The sequence below is a fragment of the Pseudomonas guariconensis genome (assembly GCF_015680235.1).
Taxonomy (GTDB): Bacteria; Pseudomonadota; Gammaproteobacteria; order Pseudomonadales; family Pseudomonadaceae; genus Aquipseudomonas; species Aquipseudomonas guariconensis_A.
The window spans coordinates 77,343-95,278 of the sequence record NZ_JADLJL010000019.1 but is presented as its reverse complement, the minus strand read 5'-3'; the positions used below and the strand labels follow the sequence as shown (position 1 = coordinate 95,278).

The 17,936-nt window shown below is 63.2% G+C and carries 19 protein-coding genes; 12 read left to right on the top strand and 7 right to left on the bottom strand.

The window, feature by feature from the left end:
* Nucleotides 1-130: 130 nt before the first annotated feature.
* Nucleotides 131-1,375, bottom strand: a complete 1,245-nt coding sequence (locus tag IRZ56_RS14770) for a putative porin (protein WP_196145601.1) — start codon at nucleotides 1,373-1,375, stop codon at nucleotides 131-133.
* Nucleotides 1,376-1,626: 251 nt separating this feature from the next.
* Here IRZ56_RS14770 and IRZ56_RS14765 point away from each other — a divergent pair, with 251 nt between their 5' ends.
* Nucleotides 1,627-2,754, top strand: a complete 1,128-nt coding sequence (locus IRZ56_RS14765) for a GNAT family N-acetyltransferase (protein ID WP_196145600.1) — start codon at nucleotides 1,627-1,629, stop codon at nucleotides 2,752-2,754.
* Nucleotides 2,755-2,841: 87 nt separating this feature from the next.
* Here the strand turns inward: IRZ56_RS14765 and IRZ56_RS14760 are convergent, their stop codons facing one another.
* From IRZ56_RS14760 to IRZ56_RS14745, 4 genes are all read right to left on the bottom strand, one after another.
* On the bottom strand, nucleotides 2,842-4,674 hold the full coding sequence (locus tag IRZ56_RS14760; RefSeq protein ID WP_196145599.1) for an ABC transporter ATP-binding protein: 1,833 nt from the start codon (nucleotides 4,672-4,674) through the stop codon (nucleotides 2,842-2,844).
* A gap of 62 nt (nucleotides 4,675-4,736) precedes the next feature.
* On the bottom strand, nucleotides 4,737-5,294 hold the full coding sequence (locus tag IRZ56_RS14755) for a peptidylprolyl isomerase (RefSeq protein ID WP_196145598.1): 558 nt from the start codon (nucleotides 5,292-5,294) through the stop codon (nucleotides 4,737-4,739).
* A complete protein-coding gene (locus IRZ56_RS14750; RefSeq protein ID WP_196145597.1) occupies nucleotides 5,288-6,100 on the bottom strand; it encodes an alpha/beta fold hydrolase in 813 nt (270 codons plus the stop codon). Before IRZ56_RS14750 ends, IRZ56_RS14755 begins: the two co-directional genes overlap by 7 nt.
* Before the next feature lie 13 nt (nucleotides 6,101-6,113).
* A complete protein-coding gene (locus IRZ56_RS14745; protein WP_196145596.1) occupies nucleotides 6,114-7,037 on the bottom strand; it encodes a LysR family transcriptional regulator in 924 nt (307 codons plus the stop codon).
* Between the two features lie 48 nt (nucleotides 7,038-7,085).
* On the opposite strand from IRZ56_RS14745, the gene IRZ56_RS14740 reads away from it, so the two are divergent.
* From IRZ56_RS14740 to IRZ56_RS14730, 3 genes are all read left to right on the top strand, one after another.
* On the top strand, nucleotides 7,086-7,400 hold the full coding sequence (locus tag IRZ56_RS14740) for a 3-phosphoglycerate kinase (protein ID WP_196145595.1): 315 nt from the start codon (nucleotides 7,086-7,088) through the stop codon (nucleotides 7,398-7,400).
* 110 nt (nucleotides 7,401-7,510) lie between these two features.
* On the top strand, nucleotides 7,511-8,110 hold the full coding sequence (locus tag IRZ56_RS14735) for an FMN-dependent NADH-azoreductase (RefSeq protein WP_196145594.1): 600 nt from the start codon (nucleotides 7,511-7,513) through the stop codon (nucleotides 8,108-8,110).
* 249 nt (nucleotides 8,111-8,359) lie between these two features.
* Nucleotides 8,360-9,238 carry a carboxylate/amino acid/amine transporter gene (locus tag IRZ56_RS14730; protein WP_196145593.1) on the top strand — a complete coding sequence of 293 codons (879 nt, stop codon included), beginning with the start codon at nucleotides 8,360-8,362 and terminating at the stop codon, nucleotides 9,236-9,238.
* Nucleotides 9,239-9,401: 163 nt separating this feature from the next.
* Here the strand turns inward: IRZ56_RS14730 and IRZ56_RS14725 are convergent, their stop codons facing one another.
* Nucleotides 9,402-10,703, bottom strand: coding sequence for a mechanosensitive ion channel family protein (locus tag IRZ56_RS14725; protein WP_196145592.1), 1,302 nt, complete (start codon nucleotides 10,701-10,703; stop codon nucleotides 9,402-9,404).
* A 105-nt stretch (nucleotides 10,704-10,808) separates the two neighbouring features.
* On the opposite strand from IRZ56_RS14725, the gene IRZ56_RS14720 reads away from it, so the two are divergent.
* The gene (locus IRZ56_RS14720) at nucleotides 10,809-12,173 is read left to right on the top strand and encodes a DEAD/DEAH box helicase (protein WP_196145591.1); all 1,365 of its coding nucleotides are present in this window, start codon (nucleotides 10,809-10,811) and stop codon (nucleotides 12,171-12,173) included.
* A gap of 99 nt (nucleotides 12,174-12,272) precedes the next feature.
* On the opposite strand, the gene IRZ56_RS14715 is transcribed toward IRZ56_RS14720, so the two are convergent.
* Nucleotides 12,273-12,545 (bottom strand): hypothetical protein, encoded by a 273-nt coding sequence (locus IRZ56_RS14715; protein ID WP_196145590.1) that lies wholly within the window; start codon nucleotides 12,543-12,545, stop codon nucleotides 12,273-12,275.
* A 210-nt stretch (nucleotides 12,546-12,755) separates the two neighbouring features.
* On the opposite strand from IRZ56_RS14715, the gene IRZ56_RS14710 reads away from it, so the two are divergent.
* The 7 genes from IRZ56_RS14710 to IRZ56_RS14680 all read left to right on the top strand — a co-directional run bounded on the left by IRZ56_RS14710 (nucleotide 12,756) and on the right by IRZ56_RS14680 (nucleotide 17,913).
* Entirely contained in the window at nucleotides 12,756-13,520 is a 765-nt protein-coding gene (locus tag IRZ56_RS14710) for an SDR family NAD(P)-dependent oxidoreductase (RefSeq protein WP_196145589.1), read from the top strand.
* A 111-nt stretch (nucleotides 13,521-13,631) separates the two neighbouring features.
* Nucleotides 13,632-14,864, top strand: a complete 1,233-nt coding sequence (gene eutH, locus IRZ56_RS14705) for an ethanolamine utilization protein EutH (protein WP_196145588.1) — start codon at nucleotides 13,632-13,634, stop codon at nucleotides 14,862-14,864.
* Nucleotides 14,865-14,966: 102 nt separating this feature from the next.
* The gene (locus IRZ56_RS14700) at nucleotides 14,967-15,770 is read left to right on the top strand and encodes a LuxR family transcriptional regulator (protein WP_196145604.1); all 804 of its coding nucleotides are present in this window, start codon (nucleotides 14,967-14,969) and stop codon (nucleotides 15,768-15,770) included.
* A 132-nt stretch (nucleotides 15,771-15,902) separates the two neighbouring features.
* The gene (locus IRZ56_RS14695) at nucleotides 15,903-16,181 is read left to right on the top strand and encodes a BrnT family toxin (RefSeq protein WP_196145587.1); all 279 of its coding nucleotides are present in this window, start codon (nucleotides 15,903-15,905) and stop codon (nucleotides 16,179-16,181) included.
* On the top strand, nucleotides 16,159-16,413 hold the full coding sequence (locus IRZ56_RS14690; RefSeq protein ID WP_196145586.1) for a BrnA antitoxin family protein: 255 nt from the start codon (nucleotides 16,159-16,161) through the stop codon (nucleotides 16,411-16,413). The genes IRZ56_RS14695 and IRZ56_RS14690 overlap by 23 nt, the downstream gene beginning before the upstream one ends.
* 75 nt (nucleotides 16,414-16,488) lie before the next feature.
* Nucleotides 16,489-16,881 carry a transcriptional regulator gene (locus IRZ56_RS14685; RefSeq protein WP_196145585.1) on the top strand — a complete coding sequence of 131 codons (393 nt, stop codon included), beginning with the start codon at nucleotides 16,489-16,491 and terminating at the stop codon, nucleotides 16,879-16,881.
* A 105-nt stretch (nucleotides 16,882-16,986) separates the two neighbouring features.
* A complete protein-coding gene (locus tag IRZ56_RS14680) occupies nucleotides 16,987-17,913 on the top strand; it encodes a DMT family transporter (protein WP_196145584.1) in 927 nt (308 codons plus the stop codon).
* Nucleotides 17,914-17,936 lie beyond the last annotated feature (23 nt).

The window sequence follows — 17,936 nt, the reverse complement described above, 5'->3', positions numbered from 1 at the left end:
GCTCCCACACTATTGCTGTGGGAGCCGGCTTGCCGGCGATGGGGCCGACGCATTTGCAGCAGGAAAAAAAAGCGGAAAGCACCGGATGGGGTCGGCACTTTCCGCTTGAGTGACGCAGGGGGGCTTGCGCTTAGAACTTGGCTTCCAGGTCGACCTGCAAGGTGTCGACGTCGGCGTTGCTGTTCGGCAGCTGGGACAGGTCGGTCTTGGCCATCAGGTAGGCCGCGCCCAACGAGAAGTTCTTGTCGATCTCGTAGCCAACCTTGAACTTGTGACCGCGCGACCCGGTGAAGCCGGCGCCGAAGTCGGAGTCGGTGAAGGCGCTGACCACCGCGTTGCGCTGCACGTCGCGGTAGTTGTAGTCCAGGCTCCAGGCACCGAGCTTGGTCTTCAGGCCGGCCAGCCAGGCCTTGTCTTCGCCGTCGGTGCTCTCGGTGTTCTTCACGTACTGGCCGTAGGCCGACAGCGGGATGGCAAAGCCGGTGAAGTCCACCTGGCCGAAGCCTTCCACCAGGTTGAACTCGTTGGTGGTGTTGCCGAAGGCGCGCAGGGCCGCGGATTCCTTGTCGTTGTCATAGCCGTAGATGCTGGTACCCACGGTGACCTTGACGGTGTCGGCCGCATCGAAGCGAGCCCCCAACTGGCCGTGGTACAGCTGCGCGTCGTGCTTGAACTGCACGCCGTCGCCGTCCACGTTGTCCTTGAGGTTGTAGTGACCGGCGCTGCCGAACAGCTCGGCGCCGCCCAGGTCGGTCTTGTAGGTGACAGCCACGCCTTCTGGGTTGATGTCGCTGTCCCAAATGATATCGCCCATGCTCACCCAAGGCTGAGGCATCTTACCGCCGATCAGGTGCAGGTTAGGCACGGCGGTTGGGTGCCAGTCGAGATAAGCCAGGTCTACCCACAGCGACTTCTTCTCGAAATAGTTGTCCAGGCTCTGGTTGGTGGAGCGGGCATCGGCGCTGCTGCCGGTGGCCACGCGGATGCCGGCATCGACTTGCGGGTTGATCTGGCTGTAGAAGCCGACGCGGGCACGGACGCGTTCGCGGTCCTGGTTGCCGCTGCGGCTGTTGGGGTTGTCGACGTTGACGTCTTCGTAGCGCAGGCGCACGTCGCCCTTGATCTGGGTCTTGGCGGCCCATGCCACTTTCTGCTCGAAGGAGCTCAGGCGATCGGCCTGGGCCTTCTGCTCTGCCTTTTCCTTGGTTTCCTTGGCCAGATCGGCCTGCAGTTCGTTGTACTGCGCCTGGTTGATCGAGCCGTTGGCGCGGAGCATTTCGAGCAGCTTGGCGTCGACTGCAGCACTGGCCGGAGCGCTCAGTGCCAGCATCATGCCGGTGAGGCTCACTCCGGTAAGTGTAGAAACAAGACGCATAAGGTTCTCCCTGTTGGAAAAAGTTGGGGAGGCGCTTGCGCCTGCCCCTTAGTTGGCATGCCTTCGGAAAGGCCCTGGCTAGAGGGGTTGCCGGGGTTCCGAAAAACAGGCGCCAGTATTGCGGGGAGGAATGACAGAATAATGTCTATTTGATGGCACTGCGGTTAAGTGAGGTTGAGTCGTGCGCGTTCATTTGAGTGTCGCGACCCACTTGGGGATACTGGCCACTTCCTGGCCTGTGAGTCGACATCGTGACCAGCCTGTACAGCCTTGCCCATCTGCGCGATCTGCCGGCGGCGACCTGGGACGCCCTGGTGCCTCCCGGCCAGCCGTTCCTGCGCCATGCCTTTCTCAGTGCCCTGGAGGACAGCGGCAGCGTCGCCCCCGCAACCGGCTGGGCGGCCGAGCACCTGGTGTTGGAACGCGATGGGCAGGTGCGCGCAGTGCTGCCGGCCTACCGCAAGTGGCACTCGTTCGGTGAGTACGTGTTCGATCACGGCTGGGCCGATGCCTGCGAACGCGCGGGCATTCGCTATTACCCCAAGCTGCTCGGCGCGGTGCCGTTCAGCCCGGTGAGCGGCCCGCGCCTGCTGGCGGCCGAGCCTGCGGATGGGTTGCTCATGCTGCAGGCCATTCCTGAGTACCTAGGCAAGGGCGAGCTCTCCGGCGCGCACATCAATTTCACCGACAGCACGCTCGACGAGCGCATCGCTGGCTTGCCAGGGTGGATGGAGCGCCTGGGTTGCCAGTTCCACTGGCACAACCGCGGCTACCGCGACTTTCAGGATTTCCTCGATACCCTGAGCTCTCGCAAGCGCAAGCAGATGCGCAAGGAGCGTGAACAGGTGGCCGGGCAGGGGATCGACTTCCGCTGGCTGCGCGGCGAGGAACTGAGCGAGGCGCAGTGGGACTTCGTCTACCTGTGCTATGCCAACACCTATGCGGTGCGGCGCCGCACGCCCTATTTGACCCGCGAATTCTTCAGCCTGCTGGCCGAGCGCATGCCCGAGGCGGTGCGGGTGGTGGTGGCCCGTCAACAGGGGCGTGAGGTGGCCATGGCCCTGAGCCTGGTGGGCGGTGACAGCCTCTACGGGCGCTACTGGGGGTGCCTGGACGAGTTCGATCGTCTGCATTTCGAAACCTGCTTCTACCAGGGCATGGCGTTCGCCATCGGCGAAGGGCTGCAACGGTTCGATGCCGGGGCCCAACGGGAGCACAAGTTGATCCGTGGGTTCGAGCCGGTGCTGACACGCTCGTGGCACTACTTGTTGCACCCGGGGCTGCGGCGGGCGGTGGGGGATTTCCTCGAGCAGGAGCGGGCGGGGGTGAAGGCCTATGCCGAGCAGGCGCGGGAGATGTTGCCTTACCGCAAGGTGTGAACTGGGCTTATCGCGGGGGAGAGCCACCGGACCCTGTAGGAGCGGCCTTGTGCCGCGAAAGGGCCGCAAAGCGGCCCCGTACCCGGCTCAATCCACCCCGACGAACCCACCGGTCTGGTGGTGCCACAACCGCGCATACAACCCGTGCTCGGCCAGCAACTGGGCATGGGTGCCGCTTTCGACGATATGCCCTTTGTCCAGCACCACCAGCCGGTCCATGCGGGCAATGGTGGACAGGCGGTGGGCGATGGCGATCACCGTCTTGCCTTGCATCAAGGTCTCCAGGCTTTCCTGGATCGCTGCCTCGACTTCCGAATCCAGCGCTGAGGTGGCTTCGTCCATGATCAGAATCGGCGCGTTCTTGAGCAGCACTCGGGCAATGGCGATGCGCTGGCGCTGACCACCGGAGAGCTTGACGCCGCGTTCGCCCACATGGGCATCGAACCCGGTGCGTCCCTGGGCGTCGGAGAGCTGCGGGATGAATTCGTCGGCCCGGGCCCGGCGCACGGCCTCCCAGACTTCCGCCTCGCTGGCATCCGGTCGGCCATACAGGAGGTTGTCGCGGATCGAGCGGTGCAGCAGCGAGGTATCCTGAGTGATCATGCCGATCTGGGCGCGCAGGCTGGCCTGGTTGACCTCGGCGATGTCCTGGCCGTCGATGAGGATACGCCCGCTGTCCACGTCGTATAGGCGCAGCAACAGGTTGACCAGGGTCGACTTGCCGGCGCCGGAAGGGCCGATCAGGCCGATCTTCTCGCCGGGGCGGATGTCCAGGTCCAGCCCATCGATGACCTTGCTGCCCTTGCCGTAATGAAAGCCTACATGGTCGAAGTGCACTGCGCCACGGCTGACCTGCAAGGCCTGGGCGCCGGGCTTGTCGGTGACGCTGACCGGTTGGGCGATGGTCTGCAGGCCATCCTGGACCATGCCGATGTTCTCGAAGATGCCGTTGACCACCCACATGATCCAGCCGGACATGTTGATGATGCGGATCACCAGGCCGGTGGCCAGGGCGATGGCGCCGACGGTGATCAGCGATTGGCTCCACAGCCACAGCGCCAGGCCCGTGGTGCCCACCACCAGCAGACCGTTGAGGCCAGTGATGACCACATCCATGCTGGTGACCACCCGCGAGGCCAGCTGGGTCTTCTCGGTCTGCTCGCTGATCGCCTCGCGTGCATACTGCTGTTCATGGTCGGTGTGGGCGAACAGCTTGAGGGTGGCGATGTTGGTATAGCCGTCGACGATGCGCCCCATCAGCTTGGAGCGGGCGTCGGAGGAAATCACCGAGCGTTCCTTGACCCGGGGAACGAAATAGTAGAGCGCGGCGATGTAGCAGGCGATCCAGGCCAGCAACGGCAACATCAGCCGCCAATCGGCCTCGGCGAACAGCACCAGCGAGCTGATGGCATAGATGAGTACATGCCAGAGCGCGTCCACCGCCTGCACCGCCGAGTCGCGCAGGGAGTTGCCGGTTTGCATGATGCGCTGGGCGATGCGCCCGGCGAAATCGCTCTGGAAGAAGTTCAGGCTCTGCTTGAGCACGTAGGTATGGTTCTGCCAGCGGATCAGGCTGGTCATGCCCGGGCTGATGGTCTGGTGCACCAGCAGGTCGTGCAGGCCGAAGAACACTGGCCGCAACACCAGGACCACCACCAGCATCCAGGCCAGCTCGCCACTGTGCCGGCTGAAGAACTCGGTGCCCGGCGTGGCCTGGGCCAGGTCGATGATCCGGCTCAGGTAGCTGAACATGGCCACCTCGATCAGCGCGGCCACCAGGCCGACCACCAGCAGAGCGATGAAACTGGGCCAGACCTGGCGCAGGTAATACAGGTAGAACGGCCACACCTGGCTTGGCGGCGCCTCGCTGGGCGCCTCGCGGAAGATGTCGATCAGCTGCTCGAAACGGCGGTACAACATGGTGGACACACTCCTGTTCCATCCGACCTTCAGGCGGGTTCACATCCTTGTGAGACCTGCGATCAGTCGATGCGTTTGGCGGACTTGATGTACACCGGGTCCGCTGGTACGTCGCGCATGCCTTGCTTGATGGTGGTAGGCGAGTTGACGATCTGGTCGACCACCTCCATGCCCTTGGTCACCTTGCCGAACACCGCGTAGCCACGGTCGCGGCCCGGGTTGAGGAAATCGTTGTCGGCCACGTTGATGAAGAACTGGCTGGTAGCCGAGTTCGGGTCGGAGGTACGCGCCATGGCCAGGGTGCCGCGGGTGTTGGCCAGGCCGTTGCTGGCCTCGTTGCGGATCGGGTCGCGGGTTGGCTTTTGCACCATCTGGTCGGTGAAACCGCCACCCTGGGCCATGAAACCTGGGATCACGCGGTGGAAGATGGTGTTGTTGTAGAAACCGCTGTCGACGTATTCGAGGAAATTCTTCGTGCTGATCGGCGCCTTTTCGGCGTTCAGCTCGATCTCGACTTGGCCGAAGCTGGTGTCCAGCAGGACGTGAGGGGTCTTGTCCGAAGCCATGACGCTGGTGGCGAAGGCGACCGAGCAGGCGGTGAGCAGAAGTTTTTTCAGCATGGGCTCAAAGATCCTTGAGAAGTGGAAGCCGCTGCGAGGAAGTGCAGCAGGGTCTGGTTGAAGACCTCGGGTTGGTCGAGGGGGGTAGCGTGCCGGGAATCGGCGATGACTGCCAGTGTCGCCTGTGGCATCAGGGCGACATAGCGCTCCTTGAGTTGTATCGGGGTGTAATCGTGGTCGGCGGCGATCACCAGGGTCGGGCACTGGATCTGCCCGATGCGCGCCTGCACGCTCCAGTCGACGATGGCATCGAAGCTGCGCAAGTAGGCGCGCTTGTCGTTGCGCGCCCAGCGCTGGGCCATCGTGTGGCGCAGTTCGGTTTGTTCCGGCTTGGGGAACAGCCGCTCGGCCAGGCCCTTGCCGACCGTCTCGACACTGAGGATGCGCGCCAGGCTCCAGCGCTTGATCCACCAGACCCAATGGGCGAGGGAATTGCGCCGGACCTGCGGGGCGCTGTTGACGATGCACAGGCTGCGCAGCCAGGCGGGGTGGTCGACGGCGAACTGAAAACCCACCATGCCGCCCATGGACAGGCCCACGAAGTGCACCGGGCCGGTCTGCAGGTGCTCCAGCAGGGCCAGCAGGTCGGCGCTGAAGGTCGCGATCTGGTAGCCGTCGCGGGGCTTGTCGGAGCGGCCATGGCCGCGGATGTCCATCAGGATGACCCGGTAATGGCGGCTCAGTACGGGAACCTGGAACTCCCAGTCCTGGCAGCTGGAACCCAGGCCGTGCAGCAATAACAGGGGTTCGCCCTGGCCGTATTCCTCGTAGTGCAGGGTGCATCCTTCGTGCTCGAAATAGGCCATGGGCGCGGTCCTCTCAGGCTTGTGGGGGGGCTGCGAAGGGCACGTCCAATGGCGCTGTATCGAAATTGCGCAGCAGCTCGATGAGGATCTGCGTGGCCGGACCCAAGGTCTTGTCCTTGTTCGAGTAAAGGTAGAACAGTGGGTGGCGGCTGCCACCCTGGTCCAGCGGCAGCGGCTTGAGCAGGCCTTCGCGCAGCTCGCGCTCGATCATGTGCCGGGGCAGCCAGGCAAAGCCCAGGCCGCTGCTGACGAAGGTGGCGGCGGTGCCCAGGCTGCCGACCGTCCAGCGCTGCTCGGCGCCGAGCCAGCCGACATCGCGCGGCTGAGCGCGGCCGGAGTCGCGAATCACCACCTGCAACTGGCTTTCCAGGTCCTGGAAGGTGATTTCACGGCCCAGGCGGTGCAGGCTGTGCTCGGGGTGGGCGACGGCGATGAATTCCACCGAACTCAGTTCGGCTCCCAGGTAGCCACCGATGCTGTAGCTGCTGATGGCGAGGTCGGCAATGCCCTCGTGCAGCACCTCCTCGACGCCGGAGAGTACCTCCTCGCGCAGGCGTACCCGGCAACCGCGGCTTTGCGGCATGAAGGCGCTCAACGCCCGGACCAGGCGGGCGCTGGGGTAGGCGGCATCGACCACCACGCGTACTTCTGCCTCCCAGCCTTGCTCCATGTGATGGGCCAGGTCCTCGAGCTGGCTGGCCTGTTTGACCAAGTGGCGCGAACGGCGCAGCAGCACGTTACCGGCCTCGGTCAACACCGCCTTGCGCCCGTCGATACGCAGCAGCGGCACGCCCAGTTGCTCCTGCATGCGCGCCACGGTGTAGCTGACCGACGACTGCGAGCGGTGCAGGGCTTCGGCGGCCTGGGCGAACCCGCCATGGTCGACCACCGCCTGGAGGGTTCGCCACTGATCCAGGGTTACGCGTGGCGCTTTCATCTTCGGCTCCTGTTGTCCTAAGCTGCGCTCTTCCAAGGAGAGCGCCCAATGAAGAAATGTTGTGCGGCATTGCTGCTGTGCCTGCCCCTAGGGGCCATGGCCTACCCCATCGAGGTGGAGAAGGAACTGGCTGGGGTCAAGCTGGACTACACCACCTACGACACGGCCTATGACATCGGCAGCATCACCCTGAACAATTACGGGCAAGTGCCTGCGGCCTGCAAGGTGACCTTCCGCAATGGCCCCGAGGCCCCACGGGTACGCCGGGTGAACGTGCCGGCGGGCAAAAGCGTGGATGTCACCGCCAAGTTCAACCGTCAGATCATCAAGCTGCGCATCGCGGTGGACTGCAAGGCTGAATGAACGGAATAGTCGATAGATTGCACCCACTTTTTACGCTTTTTTATCGATAGGTCAAGCCTTAATCTCACCTCCAACGAATCGCAACCCTTTGTTCGCCGATGGAGGCTTCCATGTCCCGCGTACTGATCATCGAAAGCAGCGCCCGCCAGCAGGATTCCGTTTCCCGCCAACTGACTCAGGATTTCATCAAGCAATGGCAAGCGGCCCATCCGGGTGACGAGATCAAGCTGCGCGACCTGGCGGTGAACCCTGTGCCACACCTGGACGCCCATCTGCTCGGCGGCTGGATGAAGCCTGAGGAGCAGCGCAGCGCCGCCGAAGTGGATGCGCTGGTGCGCTCCAACGAGCTGACCGAGGAATTGCTCGAGGCCGATGTGCTGGTGATGGCTGCGCCGATGTACAACTTCACCATCCCCAGCACTCTCAAGGCCTGGCTGGATCACGTGCTGCGCGCCGGCATCACCTTCAAGTACACCCCGACTGGCCCGCAGGGCCTGCTGACCGGCAAGCGCGCCATCGTCCTGACGGCCCGGGGCGGCATCCACGCCGGTGCCGCCAGTGACCATCAGGAACCCTACCTGCGACAGGTCATGGCGTTCATTGGTATCCATGAGGTGGACTTCATCCATGCCGAAGGCTTGAACATGAGCGGCGACTTCCACGAGAAAGGCCTGAACCAGGCCAAGGCCAAGTTGGCCGCGGTGGCCTGACGCGCGACGCATTCCCAACCCCTGACACCTGTTGCTCCTTTGGGTGTACCTGCCCGGCCTGATGGCCGGGTTTTTTTATGGGTAGTGGTTGCCTTGGTAGAGGCCAAATGGGCCCGGGCTGCCGCTCCTACAATCCGCACAATCAAATCGCGCCTGAAAGCCTGGTCGGCACTGCCCCTACGTTCCTCATGGTTGAATAGCTCGAGGTCAACCCGCTAAGGTCCCCGCCTCGATCCTTGAGAGGCAACCATGGGCTACCTGATAATCGTCGCGCTGATCCAGGCGTATTCCTTCAACCTGATCGGCGTCTACCTGGCCGGCAACGTCGACAGCTACTTCGCGGTGCTGGCGCGCGTGGTGCTGGCCTTGCTGGTGTTCCTGCCGCTGACCCGCTGGCGCCAGGTGGAGCCGCGCTTCATGCGCGCGATGCTGCTGATCGGGGCATTGCAGTACGGCATCACCTACGTTTGCCTGTACCTGAGCTTCCGCGTGCTGACGGTGCCGGAGGTCTTGCTGTTCACCATTCTTACGCCCTTGCACGTGACCCTGATCGAAGACGCCCTGAACCGCCGCTTCAACGCCTGGGCGCTGCTGGCTGCCCTGGTGGCCGTGGCCGGTGCCGCAGTGATCCGTTTCGACAGCATCAGCGGCGAGTTCTTCATGGGCTTCCTGTTGCTGCAACTGGCCAACTTCACCTATGCGGCAGGCCAGGTCATGTATCGCCACCTGGTGGCCCGGCACCCCAGCGACCTGCCGCATTACCGGCGTTTTGGCTACTTCTACCTGGGCGCCCTGATCGTGGTGCTGCCGGCATTCCTGTTGTTCGGCAACTCCCAGCACCTGCCTGCGACCGACACGCAATGGCTGGTGCTGTTGTTCCTGGGGCTGGTCCCGACGGCGTTGGGGCTGTACTGGTGGAACAAGGGCGCGTGCCTGGTCCCGGGGGCCACGTTGGCGGTGATGAACAACCTGCACGTGCCGGTGGGGTTGCTACTGAACCTGCTGATCTGGAACCAGGACGAGCCGCTGGGGCGGCTCTTCGTAGGCGGGGCGATCATCGTGGCTTCGGTGTGGATGAGCCGGTTGGGTGTGCAGCGTCCGGCAACGCCGCAGGCGATGTCTCGTTGAGTCGGGAATGAGCGGGATTTTCCGCGATGCCGGCCCGCCCCGATAGGGGCGGGCTTGGTGTCGTGTAGACATGGCAAGGGCTTCGCCCTTGATCGCGGGGCAAGCCCGCTCCCACACAGCAGGCGCGCCAGCCGGTATGGTGGCGCGACCCTATGGATAGCCTTCAGGCCTCGCTCAGCTCGCTCAACCGTTGCGGCTCGTGAGCTGCCAGGGGCCTGGCGGCAAGCCCGATACGCATGTCATTGCCGCTGGGTTGCTGGTACAGGCTCAGGCCGAACTCCGGCAACACTGCCAGCAGGTAGTCGAAGATATCGCCCTGGATGCGCTCGTACTCGGCCCACGCCGTGGTGGTGGTGAAGCAGTAGATCTCCAGCGGCACGCCCTCGGCGGTGGTCTGCATCTGGCGGACCATGCAGGTCATGCCTTGCTGTACGTCGGGGTGGTTCTTCAAGTAGGCCAGGGCGAAGGCGCGGAAGGTGCCGATATTGGTCAGCTTACGGCGGTTGGCGGCAAGCTCGGCCACCGGCCCCAGGGCTTCGTTCCAGTTGCTCAGTTCCTGGCGCTTTTGTTTCAGGTAGTCGCCCAGCAGGCGGACCTGGCTCAGGCGCTGTTCTTCTTGTGCAGTGAGGAAACGCACGCCGGCGGCGTCGATGAACAGGCTGCGCTTGATGCGCCGCCCGCCGGACTGCTGCATGCCGCGCCAGTTACGGAACGACTCGCTCATCAGGCGCCAGGTGGGGATGGAAACGATGGTCTTGTCGAAGTTCTGCACCTTGACCGTGTGCAGGGTGATGTCCACCACGTCGCCGTCGGCGCCGACCTGGGGCATCTCGATCCAGTCGCCGACGTGCAGCATGTCGTTGCTGGTCAATTGCACGCTGGCGACGAACGACAGCAAGGTGTCCTTGTAGACCAACAGCAGCACGGCCGACATGGCACCCAGGCCGGAGAGCAGCAACAGCGGCGAGCGGTCGATGAGGGTGGCGACGATGACGATGGCGGCGAAGATCCACAGCATCATCTTGGCCAGTTGCACGTAGCCCTTGATCGAGCGCGTGCGGGCGTGCTCGGTGCGGGCATAGATGTCCAGCAGGGCATCGAGCAGGCACGAAAGGGCCATGGTCATGAACAGCAGAGTGAAGGCCAGGGCCACGTTGCCAAGGAAGTGCTGGGCGGTTTCGCCCAGCTCCGGCACGAGCTTCAGGCCGAACTGGATCACCAGGGAGGGCGTGGTCTGGGCTAGGCGGTGGAAGACCTTGTTGTGGCGCAGGTCGTCAAGCCACTTGAGCGGTTGTTGGCGGGCCAGCAGGCGGCTGGCGTGCAGCACCATGAAGCGGGCCAGGCGGCCGATGAGCAGGGAGATGACCAGTAGCGCGGCAAGGCCCAGGGCGGCGTGCAGGATGGGGTGTTGGTCGAGGGTGCCCCAGAGGTCGAGGGCGTCTTTCCAGAGTCGTTGGATATCCATGAGAGTTAGACGGGTCTGTATTGCGAAAACGAAGGCCCATTAGAACGCGGATTGGCGCCAAGGTGCCAAAAGAAATTCGGCGTCCGTCACGGAAAACGTTACCCTATGCAACTTGAATTTCCAGCGACTGCCCGAGGTACACCCGTGTTTTCCCAATTCGCCCTGCACGAACGCCTGCTCAAAGCCGTGGCCGAGCTGAACTTTGTCGAGCCGACCCCGGTGCAGGCGGCGGCCATTCCCCTGGCCCTGCAAGGGCGTGACCTGCGGGTGACCGCGCAGACCGGCAGCGGCAAGACCGCCGCCTTCGTGTTGCCGCTGCTCAACCGCCTGGTCGACCTGCGCCAGCGCCGCGTGGAGATCCGGGCGCTGATCCTGCTGCCGACCCGCGAGCTGGCCCAGCAGACCCTCAAGGAAGTGCAGCGCTTTTCCCAGTTCACCTACGTGAAGTCCGGGCTGGTCACCGGTGGCGAGGACTTCAAGGAACAGGCCGCACTGCTGCGCAAGGTCCCGGACATTCTGATCGGCACCCCGGGCCGCCTGCTGGAGCACCTGAATGCCGGCAACCTGGACCTCTCCCACGTCCAGGTACTGGTGCTGGACGAAGCCGACCGCATGCTCGACATGGGCTTTGCCGAAGACATGGAGCGCCTGTGCAAGGAGTGCGAGAACCGCGAGCAGACCCTGCTGTTCTCGGCCACCACCGGTGGCGCGGCGCTGCGCGACATCATCGGCAAGGTGCTCAAGGACCCCGAGCACCTGATGCTCAACAGTGTCTCGCAGTTGTCCGAAGGCACCCGCCAGCAAATCATCACCGCCGACCATGACCAGCACAAAGAGCAGATCGTCCAGTGGCTGCTGGCCAACGAGACCTACCAGAAGGCGATCATCTTCACCAATACCCGTGCCTTGGCCGACCGCATCTACGGGCACCTGGTGGCCAAGGACGTGAAGGCCTTCGTGCTGCACGGCGAAAAGGACCAGAAGGACCGCAAGTTGGCCATCGACCGCTTCAAGCAGGGCGGCTCCAAGGTGCTGGTAGCCACCGACGTGGCCGCCCGCGGCCTGGACATCGACGGCCTGGACCTGGTGATCAACTTCGACATGCCGCGCAGCGGCGATGAGTACGTGCACCGCATCGGCCGTACCGGCCGTGCTGGCGCCGAAGGCCTGGCGATCTCGTTGATCTGCCACAACGACTGGAACCTGATGTCGAGCATCGAGCGCTACCTCAAGCAGCAGTTCGAGCGCCGGGTCATCAAGGAGGTCAAGGGCACCTACAACGGGCCGAAGAAGGTCAAGGCCTCGGGCAAGGCGGCTGGTACCAAGAAGAAAAAGGTCGAGAAGAAGTCCGCCGAGAAGAAGGGGGCTACCGCCAAACGCAAGCCGGCTGCCAAGCCCAAGGCCAAGGCGCCCCTGGCCAGTGCCGATGGCATGGCGCCGCTGAAGAAGCGCGCGCCAAAGGCTGAGTAAGCACCTCCGCTCCCACAGGTATAGCGCAGCCCTTGAGAGCGCTGTGAACCTGTGGGAGCGGGCTTGCCCGTGATGGGGCGCGTAGCGGCCCCTGTATTGCTAGTCCGCCTTTTTCTCCGCTTCTTTCAATTCCTTGATCCGCTTGTCGATCAATTGGCATTTGTCCGGCAGGTCCTTGCTGGCCGTGCCCAGGTCCATGCCCTGCAGTTCCTCGTTGATCTCCTTGGCCTTCTGCGGGTCCTGCTCGGTCAACTGGGTGACCAGCCCGGCCAGTTCCTCACGTTTCTGGGTGGCTTCCTCCGGTGTGCACGCCCAGCTGGGCAAGGCGTACAACAGTGCGCTGGCACAGGCCAGGGGCAGTAACCGTTTCATCCGTTCGATCTCCAGCAGGGATATACCCGGTTGAAAGGCTCGCCGCCTGGAAGTTCAGATCGATTGCCGTTCGGCACGCTTCTCTTAACTTTATCCATATAAAACAATTAGTTGCGACTCATATACCCTGAGATATATGGACGCATGGCGACCTGCACCCTAGCGTGGGCTGAAAACGTAACAGCTGATTTCAGCCTAGGAGCAGACGAAATGGGTCGATTGAATGGCAAGGTCGCATTGATCACCGGTGGCGCAGGCGGTTGTGGCCTGGCGGCAGCCGAACTGTTCGCCGCCGAGGGCGCCAAGGTGGCGATCCTCGACCTGCCGACCAGCCAGGGCGAGGCCGTGGCGCAGCGCATCAACGAGGCTGGTGGCCAAGCTTGCTTCGTGGCTGCCGATGTTTCGGTGGCCGAGCAGGTTCACCAGGCGGTGAGCAAGGCGCAGGCGTGTTTCGGCGCGATTACCGTGCTGATGAACCACGCTGGCATCATCGCCGCAGGGCCGTTCCTGGAAACCAGCGAAGCCGATTGGGACCGCCTGATGAGCGTCAACGTCAAGAGCATGTTCCTGGTCACCAAGGCAGTACTGCCAGGCATGTTGGCCGCAGGTGGCGGCAGCATCATCTGCACCTCGTCGATCTCGGCGGTGGTGGGCACGCCCATGGAAGTCCTGTATTGCACCACCAAGGGGGCTTGCCACATGTTCGCCCGTGCCCTGGCGGTGGAATTCCGCGACCAGAACATCCGCAGCAACGCCATCTGCCCAGGCTTTATCGGTACCGCCCATGGCCGGCGCGAGCTGGACCTGCTGCGCGGTTTTGGCGTGGATGCCTCGGACGATGATATCCGCACCATGCAAGGCCGGCTCTGCGAGCCTTCGGAAGTGGCGGCCGCCGCGCTGTTCCTGGCCAGCGACGATGCAAGCTTCGTCAACGGTTCGCACCTGTTCGTGGACAACGCCTACACCGCCCTGTAAGCCAGGCCCGGCACGTCGCCGCGTTGCCGGGCTGCCAAACAAGAACAACGGCAACAGTCACACCGCTCTTCAACTGCCCATATCACAAAACCCACAAGACCGAGGCAGCAGATGGAAAACATAGGCACGTACGTCATCTACATCATCATGGCTTGCGCCGTGGTGGGCGCCATTGCATCGATCATCGACGCGGAATCGGAACTCGCCAAGGAGTTCACCGCCGGCCTGCACAGCATTGGCCCGATCTTCATTCCCGTGGCGGGCATCATGGCCGCCATTCCCTTCATTTCCAGCTTCATCAGCCAGCTCATCGGCCCGCTGTTCCTGGCCATGGGCGCCGATGCCGGGATCGCTGGGCCGATCTTCATCGCCTCGGACCTGGGCGGCTATCAGTTGGCCCAGGCGTTGTCCCACAGCCCCGAGGGTTGGATTCTCGGCTTGATCACCGGTTTCCAGTGCGGCTCGACCGTGATCTTCGTGATCCCGGTGGGCCTGGCCATGCTCAACAAGGCCGACCATAAGTACATGGCCCTGGGCATCATGGCGGGCCTTTTGAGCATCCCAGTCAGCATCGTCATGATCGCCATGGGCATGCAGGTACTCGAGCTGGGCGTACGGCCGGACATCGCCACGGCCGGTGCCGCTACCCAGGCGCTGAACTTCACGCTGCCATCGCTGCTGCGCAACCTGTCGCCGCTAATCCTGTTCTGCGTGGCCCTGGCCGCGGCACTGCGCTACTTCCCCAACCTGATGGTCAAGTTGTTCCTCAAGCTGGGGCAGGTGATGTACATGCTGGTGACCCTGGTGCTGGTGGCCTCGATCGTCGAATACTTCACCGGCGTGTTCACTTCGGTGTTCGGCAGCTGGGGGTTCGCGCCGATCATCGCCGACAAGGAGGACCAGTTCCGCGCCCTGGAGATCGCCGGCTATGTGGGCATCATGCTGTGCGGCGCGTTCCCGATGGTCTACCTGATCAAGCGCTTCCTTTCCAAGCCGATCGAGGTTGTGGCATCGAAGCTGGGCCTGTCCCCGGTGGGCGCGGCGGGCATCCTCGCGGCCTCGGCCAATATTCTCGCCATGTTCCGCCTGGTGGCCGACATGCCGCCCAAGGACAAGGTGCTGGTCATCGCCTTTGCCGTCTGCGCGGCCTTCACCTTTGGTGACCACCTGGCCTATTCGGCCAACTTCCAGCCCACGCTGATCCTTCCGTTGATCGTTGGCAAGCTCTCCGGCGGGCTGCTCGGCATGCTCCTGGCCTACTGGCTGGCGGTGCCCAAGGCACTGGAGCTGGGGCGTGAAGAGCAGCAGGCGGAGATGCAGCAGGTCAGCGCGCCATTGCGTTGATACCGTCAACAGCGTTCAATGCCGCCTGGAGTGCGCCGTGCGCCTCCGGGCGGCATGTTCGATCGCCGCTCGACCAGGACCCGCCAAGGCATGAACGCAGACATGAACAGCGAAGAGGCCAGCCGCCTGGCCACCGTCATCCGCAGTATCGGCAGCGACGCCCTGGGCCCGGCGTTGGACGAGGCGCTCAAGGCGGTGGTCGGCTTCGACATGAGCTGCGCCTACCTGTTTCGCTTCAACCAGCCCGCGTTGCTGGTGCATGACGGCTACCACCAGCGCGTCGCCGAACGCACGCTCAAGGCCTACCTGCGTGGTGGCTACCTGCTCGACCCGTTCTACGTAGCCTGCACCAATAACCACCCGGGCGGTGTCTGGCGCATGAGCGAACTGGCGCCGGACAGCTTCTATGCGTCGGGTTTTTCCATTTCCCGCGACATCCACCCGTGTGTCTCCTCGCACCACGGCAGCTTGATCGAGGAGATCGGCTTCATCGTGCCTGTGCAGCCCCGCACGGCGCTGGTCTATTCCTTGATGCGGGGCCTGGACCGGGGCGCTTTCGAGCCTGTCGAACGGGACCAGCTCAGTGACCTGGCGGCGCTGATCGATGCCGTGTTCAGCCAGCACCTGCGCCTGCGCTACGCCGAGGCGTTGGCCGACCCGCAGGCATCGGACAGCCCGCTGGAGGATGCCTTCGTCGATATCCTCCAGGGCCAGCTGACCGAAACCCAGCGGCATGTCGCCAAGCTTATCCTGCAGGGGCACAGCAGCCAGTCCATTGCCCGCAGCCTCGGGATCTCGGAAGGCACTGTCAAGGTGCACCGGCACAACATCTGCCAACGGCTGGGAATCTCCAGCCATGCGGAGCTGTTCCGGCTGTTCATCAATTATCTGGTCAAGAACAGCTGAAGCGTATTCACCTTGGCCTGTAGTCCGGGTCCGAATCGCTGCTCTGGGCGTTGTGATGCTTAGGATGCCCCTCTAGTCTCGTTCGCTCAGAGGGAGTACCGTGTATGTACAAAAGTAAATGCGGGTCGTTCCATGCGCTTTGAATGGGACGCACATAAAAATCGTTTGAATATTCGTAAACATGGCATCGATTTCAATGATGTAACGGATATGTTCCGACATCCTTTACTGACAATGCGCGACGAACGGGAGGATTATGGTGAGAGGCGTTGGATCAGTGTGGGCTGGCTCCACAGCATGGTCGGCGTGGTCGTTCATACAGAACGAGAAGGCAATGTGATCCGCATCATTTCCGCACGAAAAGCTACCAAACGGGAGACGCGACGTTATGTCGAAAGCCTCGAAAACTGATTGGAACCGGCTCGCCAAGCAGAGGGACGACGATATTGATACATCGGACATCCCAGAACTTGACGATGAATTCTTCCGTGAGGCCGAGTTGCATGTTCCAGCGAAGCAAGCGGTAACCATCCGCTTGGATGCAGATGTGCTGGCCTGGTTCAAGGCCCAGGGGACGGGCTACCAGACACGCATCAACCAGCTTCTGCGCCGCTATATGCAAACCCATCAGCAGAATCGCTGATTCGCTTGGAACACCCGATACCCCTCTCGGTCCCATGCTGTGTACCCCAACCGTTCACAGCAGGAGGCCACCTCCATGAGCACCTACGACTGGGACCTGGTCGAGCGTCTGTTGCATGAAGTGCAGAACAGCGCCGGCCATAGCTTCACGCCACGGCCCTATGCCGAGCAGCACGCGGCGGCGCTTGCCGCTACCGGCCAACCGGTGGGCGACCTGGACCATCTCAAGACCCGCGCCTGCGAGTACGAGAAAATCCTCTTCGAGCGCGGCTTCATCGAGAGCCGGCCGGAAGAGGACGGTGGCAACGGCGAGAATTTTGTCCTCACCGAGCGTGGCTCGCGCCTGCTCAGCCTGATCGACAGTAGCATTCCCGGCTTCGAACACCCGCGCCAGGTGCTCGACGAGCAGGACGATGCCCTGGACGAGACGACGTTCGAACAGGTGGCGGCAAAAGCTCAGATCGCCTGAGGTCGTTTTGAGACTGGCGTGGGGGAGGCTGCCCCCCGATAATCGGCGCTTGTCTGCCATTGTCGAGACCTTGCCCATGCCATCGATACGCCAAGGGGGCCGCCCATGAGCGCGGTCCGCAAGAACACCGATGCCTTCGCCCTGCAGGTGATGCTGGTGCTGTGCCTGATCTGGGGCAGCCAGCAGGTGATGATCAAATGGGCTGCCAGCGACATCGCCCCGGTGATGCAGGCGGCGCTGCGTTCCGGTATCGCCGCGGTACTGGTGGGGCTGCTGGTGTGCTGGCGAGGTGGCTGGGGCATGGTGAGCAGCACCTGGCGCGCCGGTTTGCTCTCCGGCGTATTGTTCGGCCTGGAATTCTTGTTCATCGCCGAGGGCCTGAAGCTGACTTCTGCAGCACACATGTCGGTGTTCCTCTACACCGCACCGGTGTTCACGGCCCTGGGGCTGCATTTCATGTTGCCGAGCGAGCGGCTGCGGCTGTTGCAGTGGCTAGGCATCCTGCTGTCGTTCGGCGGCATCGCCATGGCCTTTGCCGGTGGCGTGTCGCTGCAGCAGCTCGATGGCCGGGTGCTGCTCGGCGATGCCTTCGGTGTATTGGCGGGCCTGGCCTGGGGCGCGACCACGGTGGTGGTGCGCGGATCGCGGTTGTCGGAGGCGCCTGCCGACCTGACGTTGTTCTACCAGCTGCTGGTGGGCTTCGTCGGGTTGCTGTTGATCGCTGCGATCAGCGGGCAGGTGGGCATGGTCACCTTCACGCCCCTGGCCGTGGGCAGCGTGCTGTTCCAGGCCGTCGTGGTGTCATTCATCAGCTACCTGACCTGGTTCTGGCTGCTGCGCAAGTACCTGGCTTCGAACCTTGCGGTGTTCTCCTTCATCACGCCACTGTTCGGCGTGACCTTTGGTGTGGTGTTGCTGGGAGAGCCGCTCAGCCTGAACTTCGTGCTGGGCGCGGTGATGGTGCTGTGCGGGGTCATCCTCGTCAGCGCCGAGCCTTGGGTGCGCCAGCAATTGCGCAAGATGGTCGGTTGAACAGGCGCGGTTGCGCAGGACCT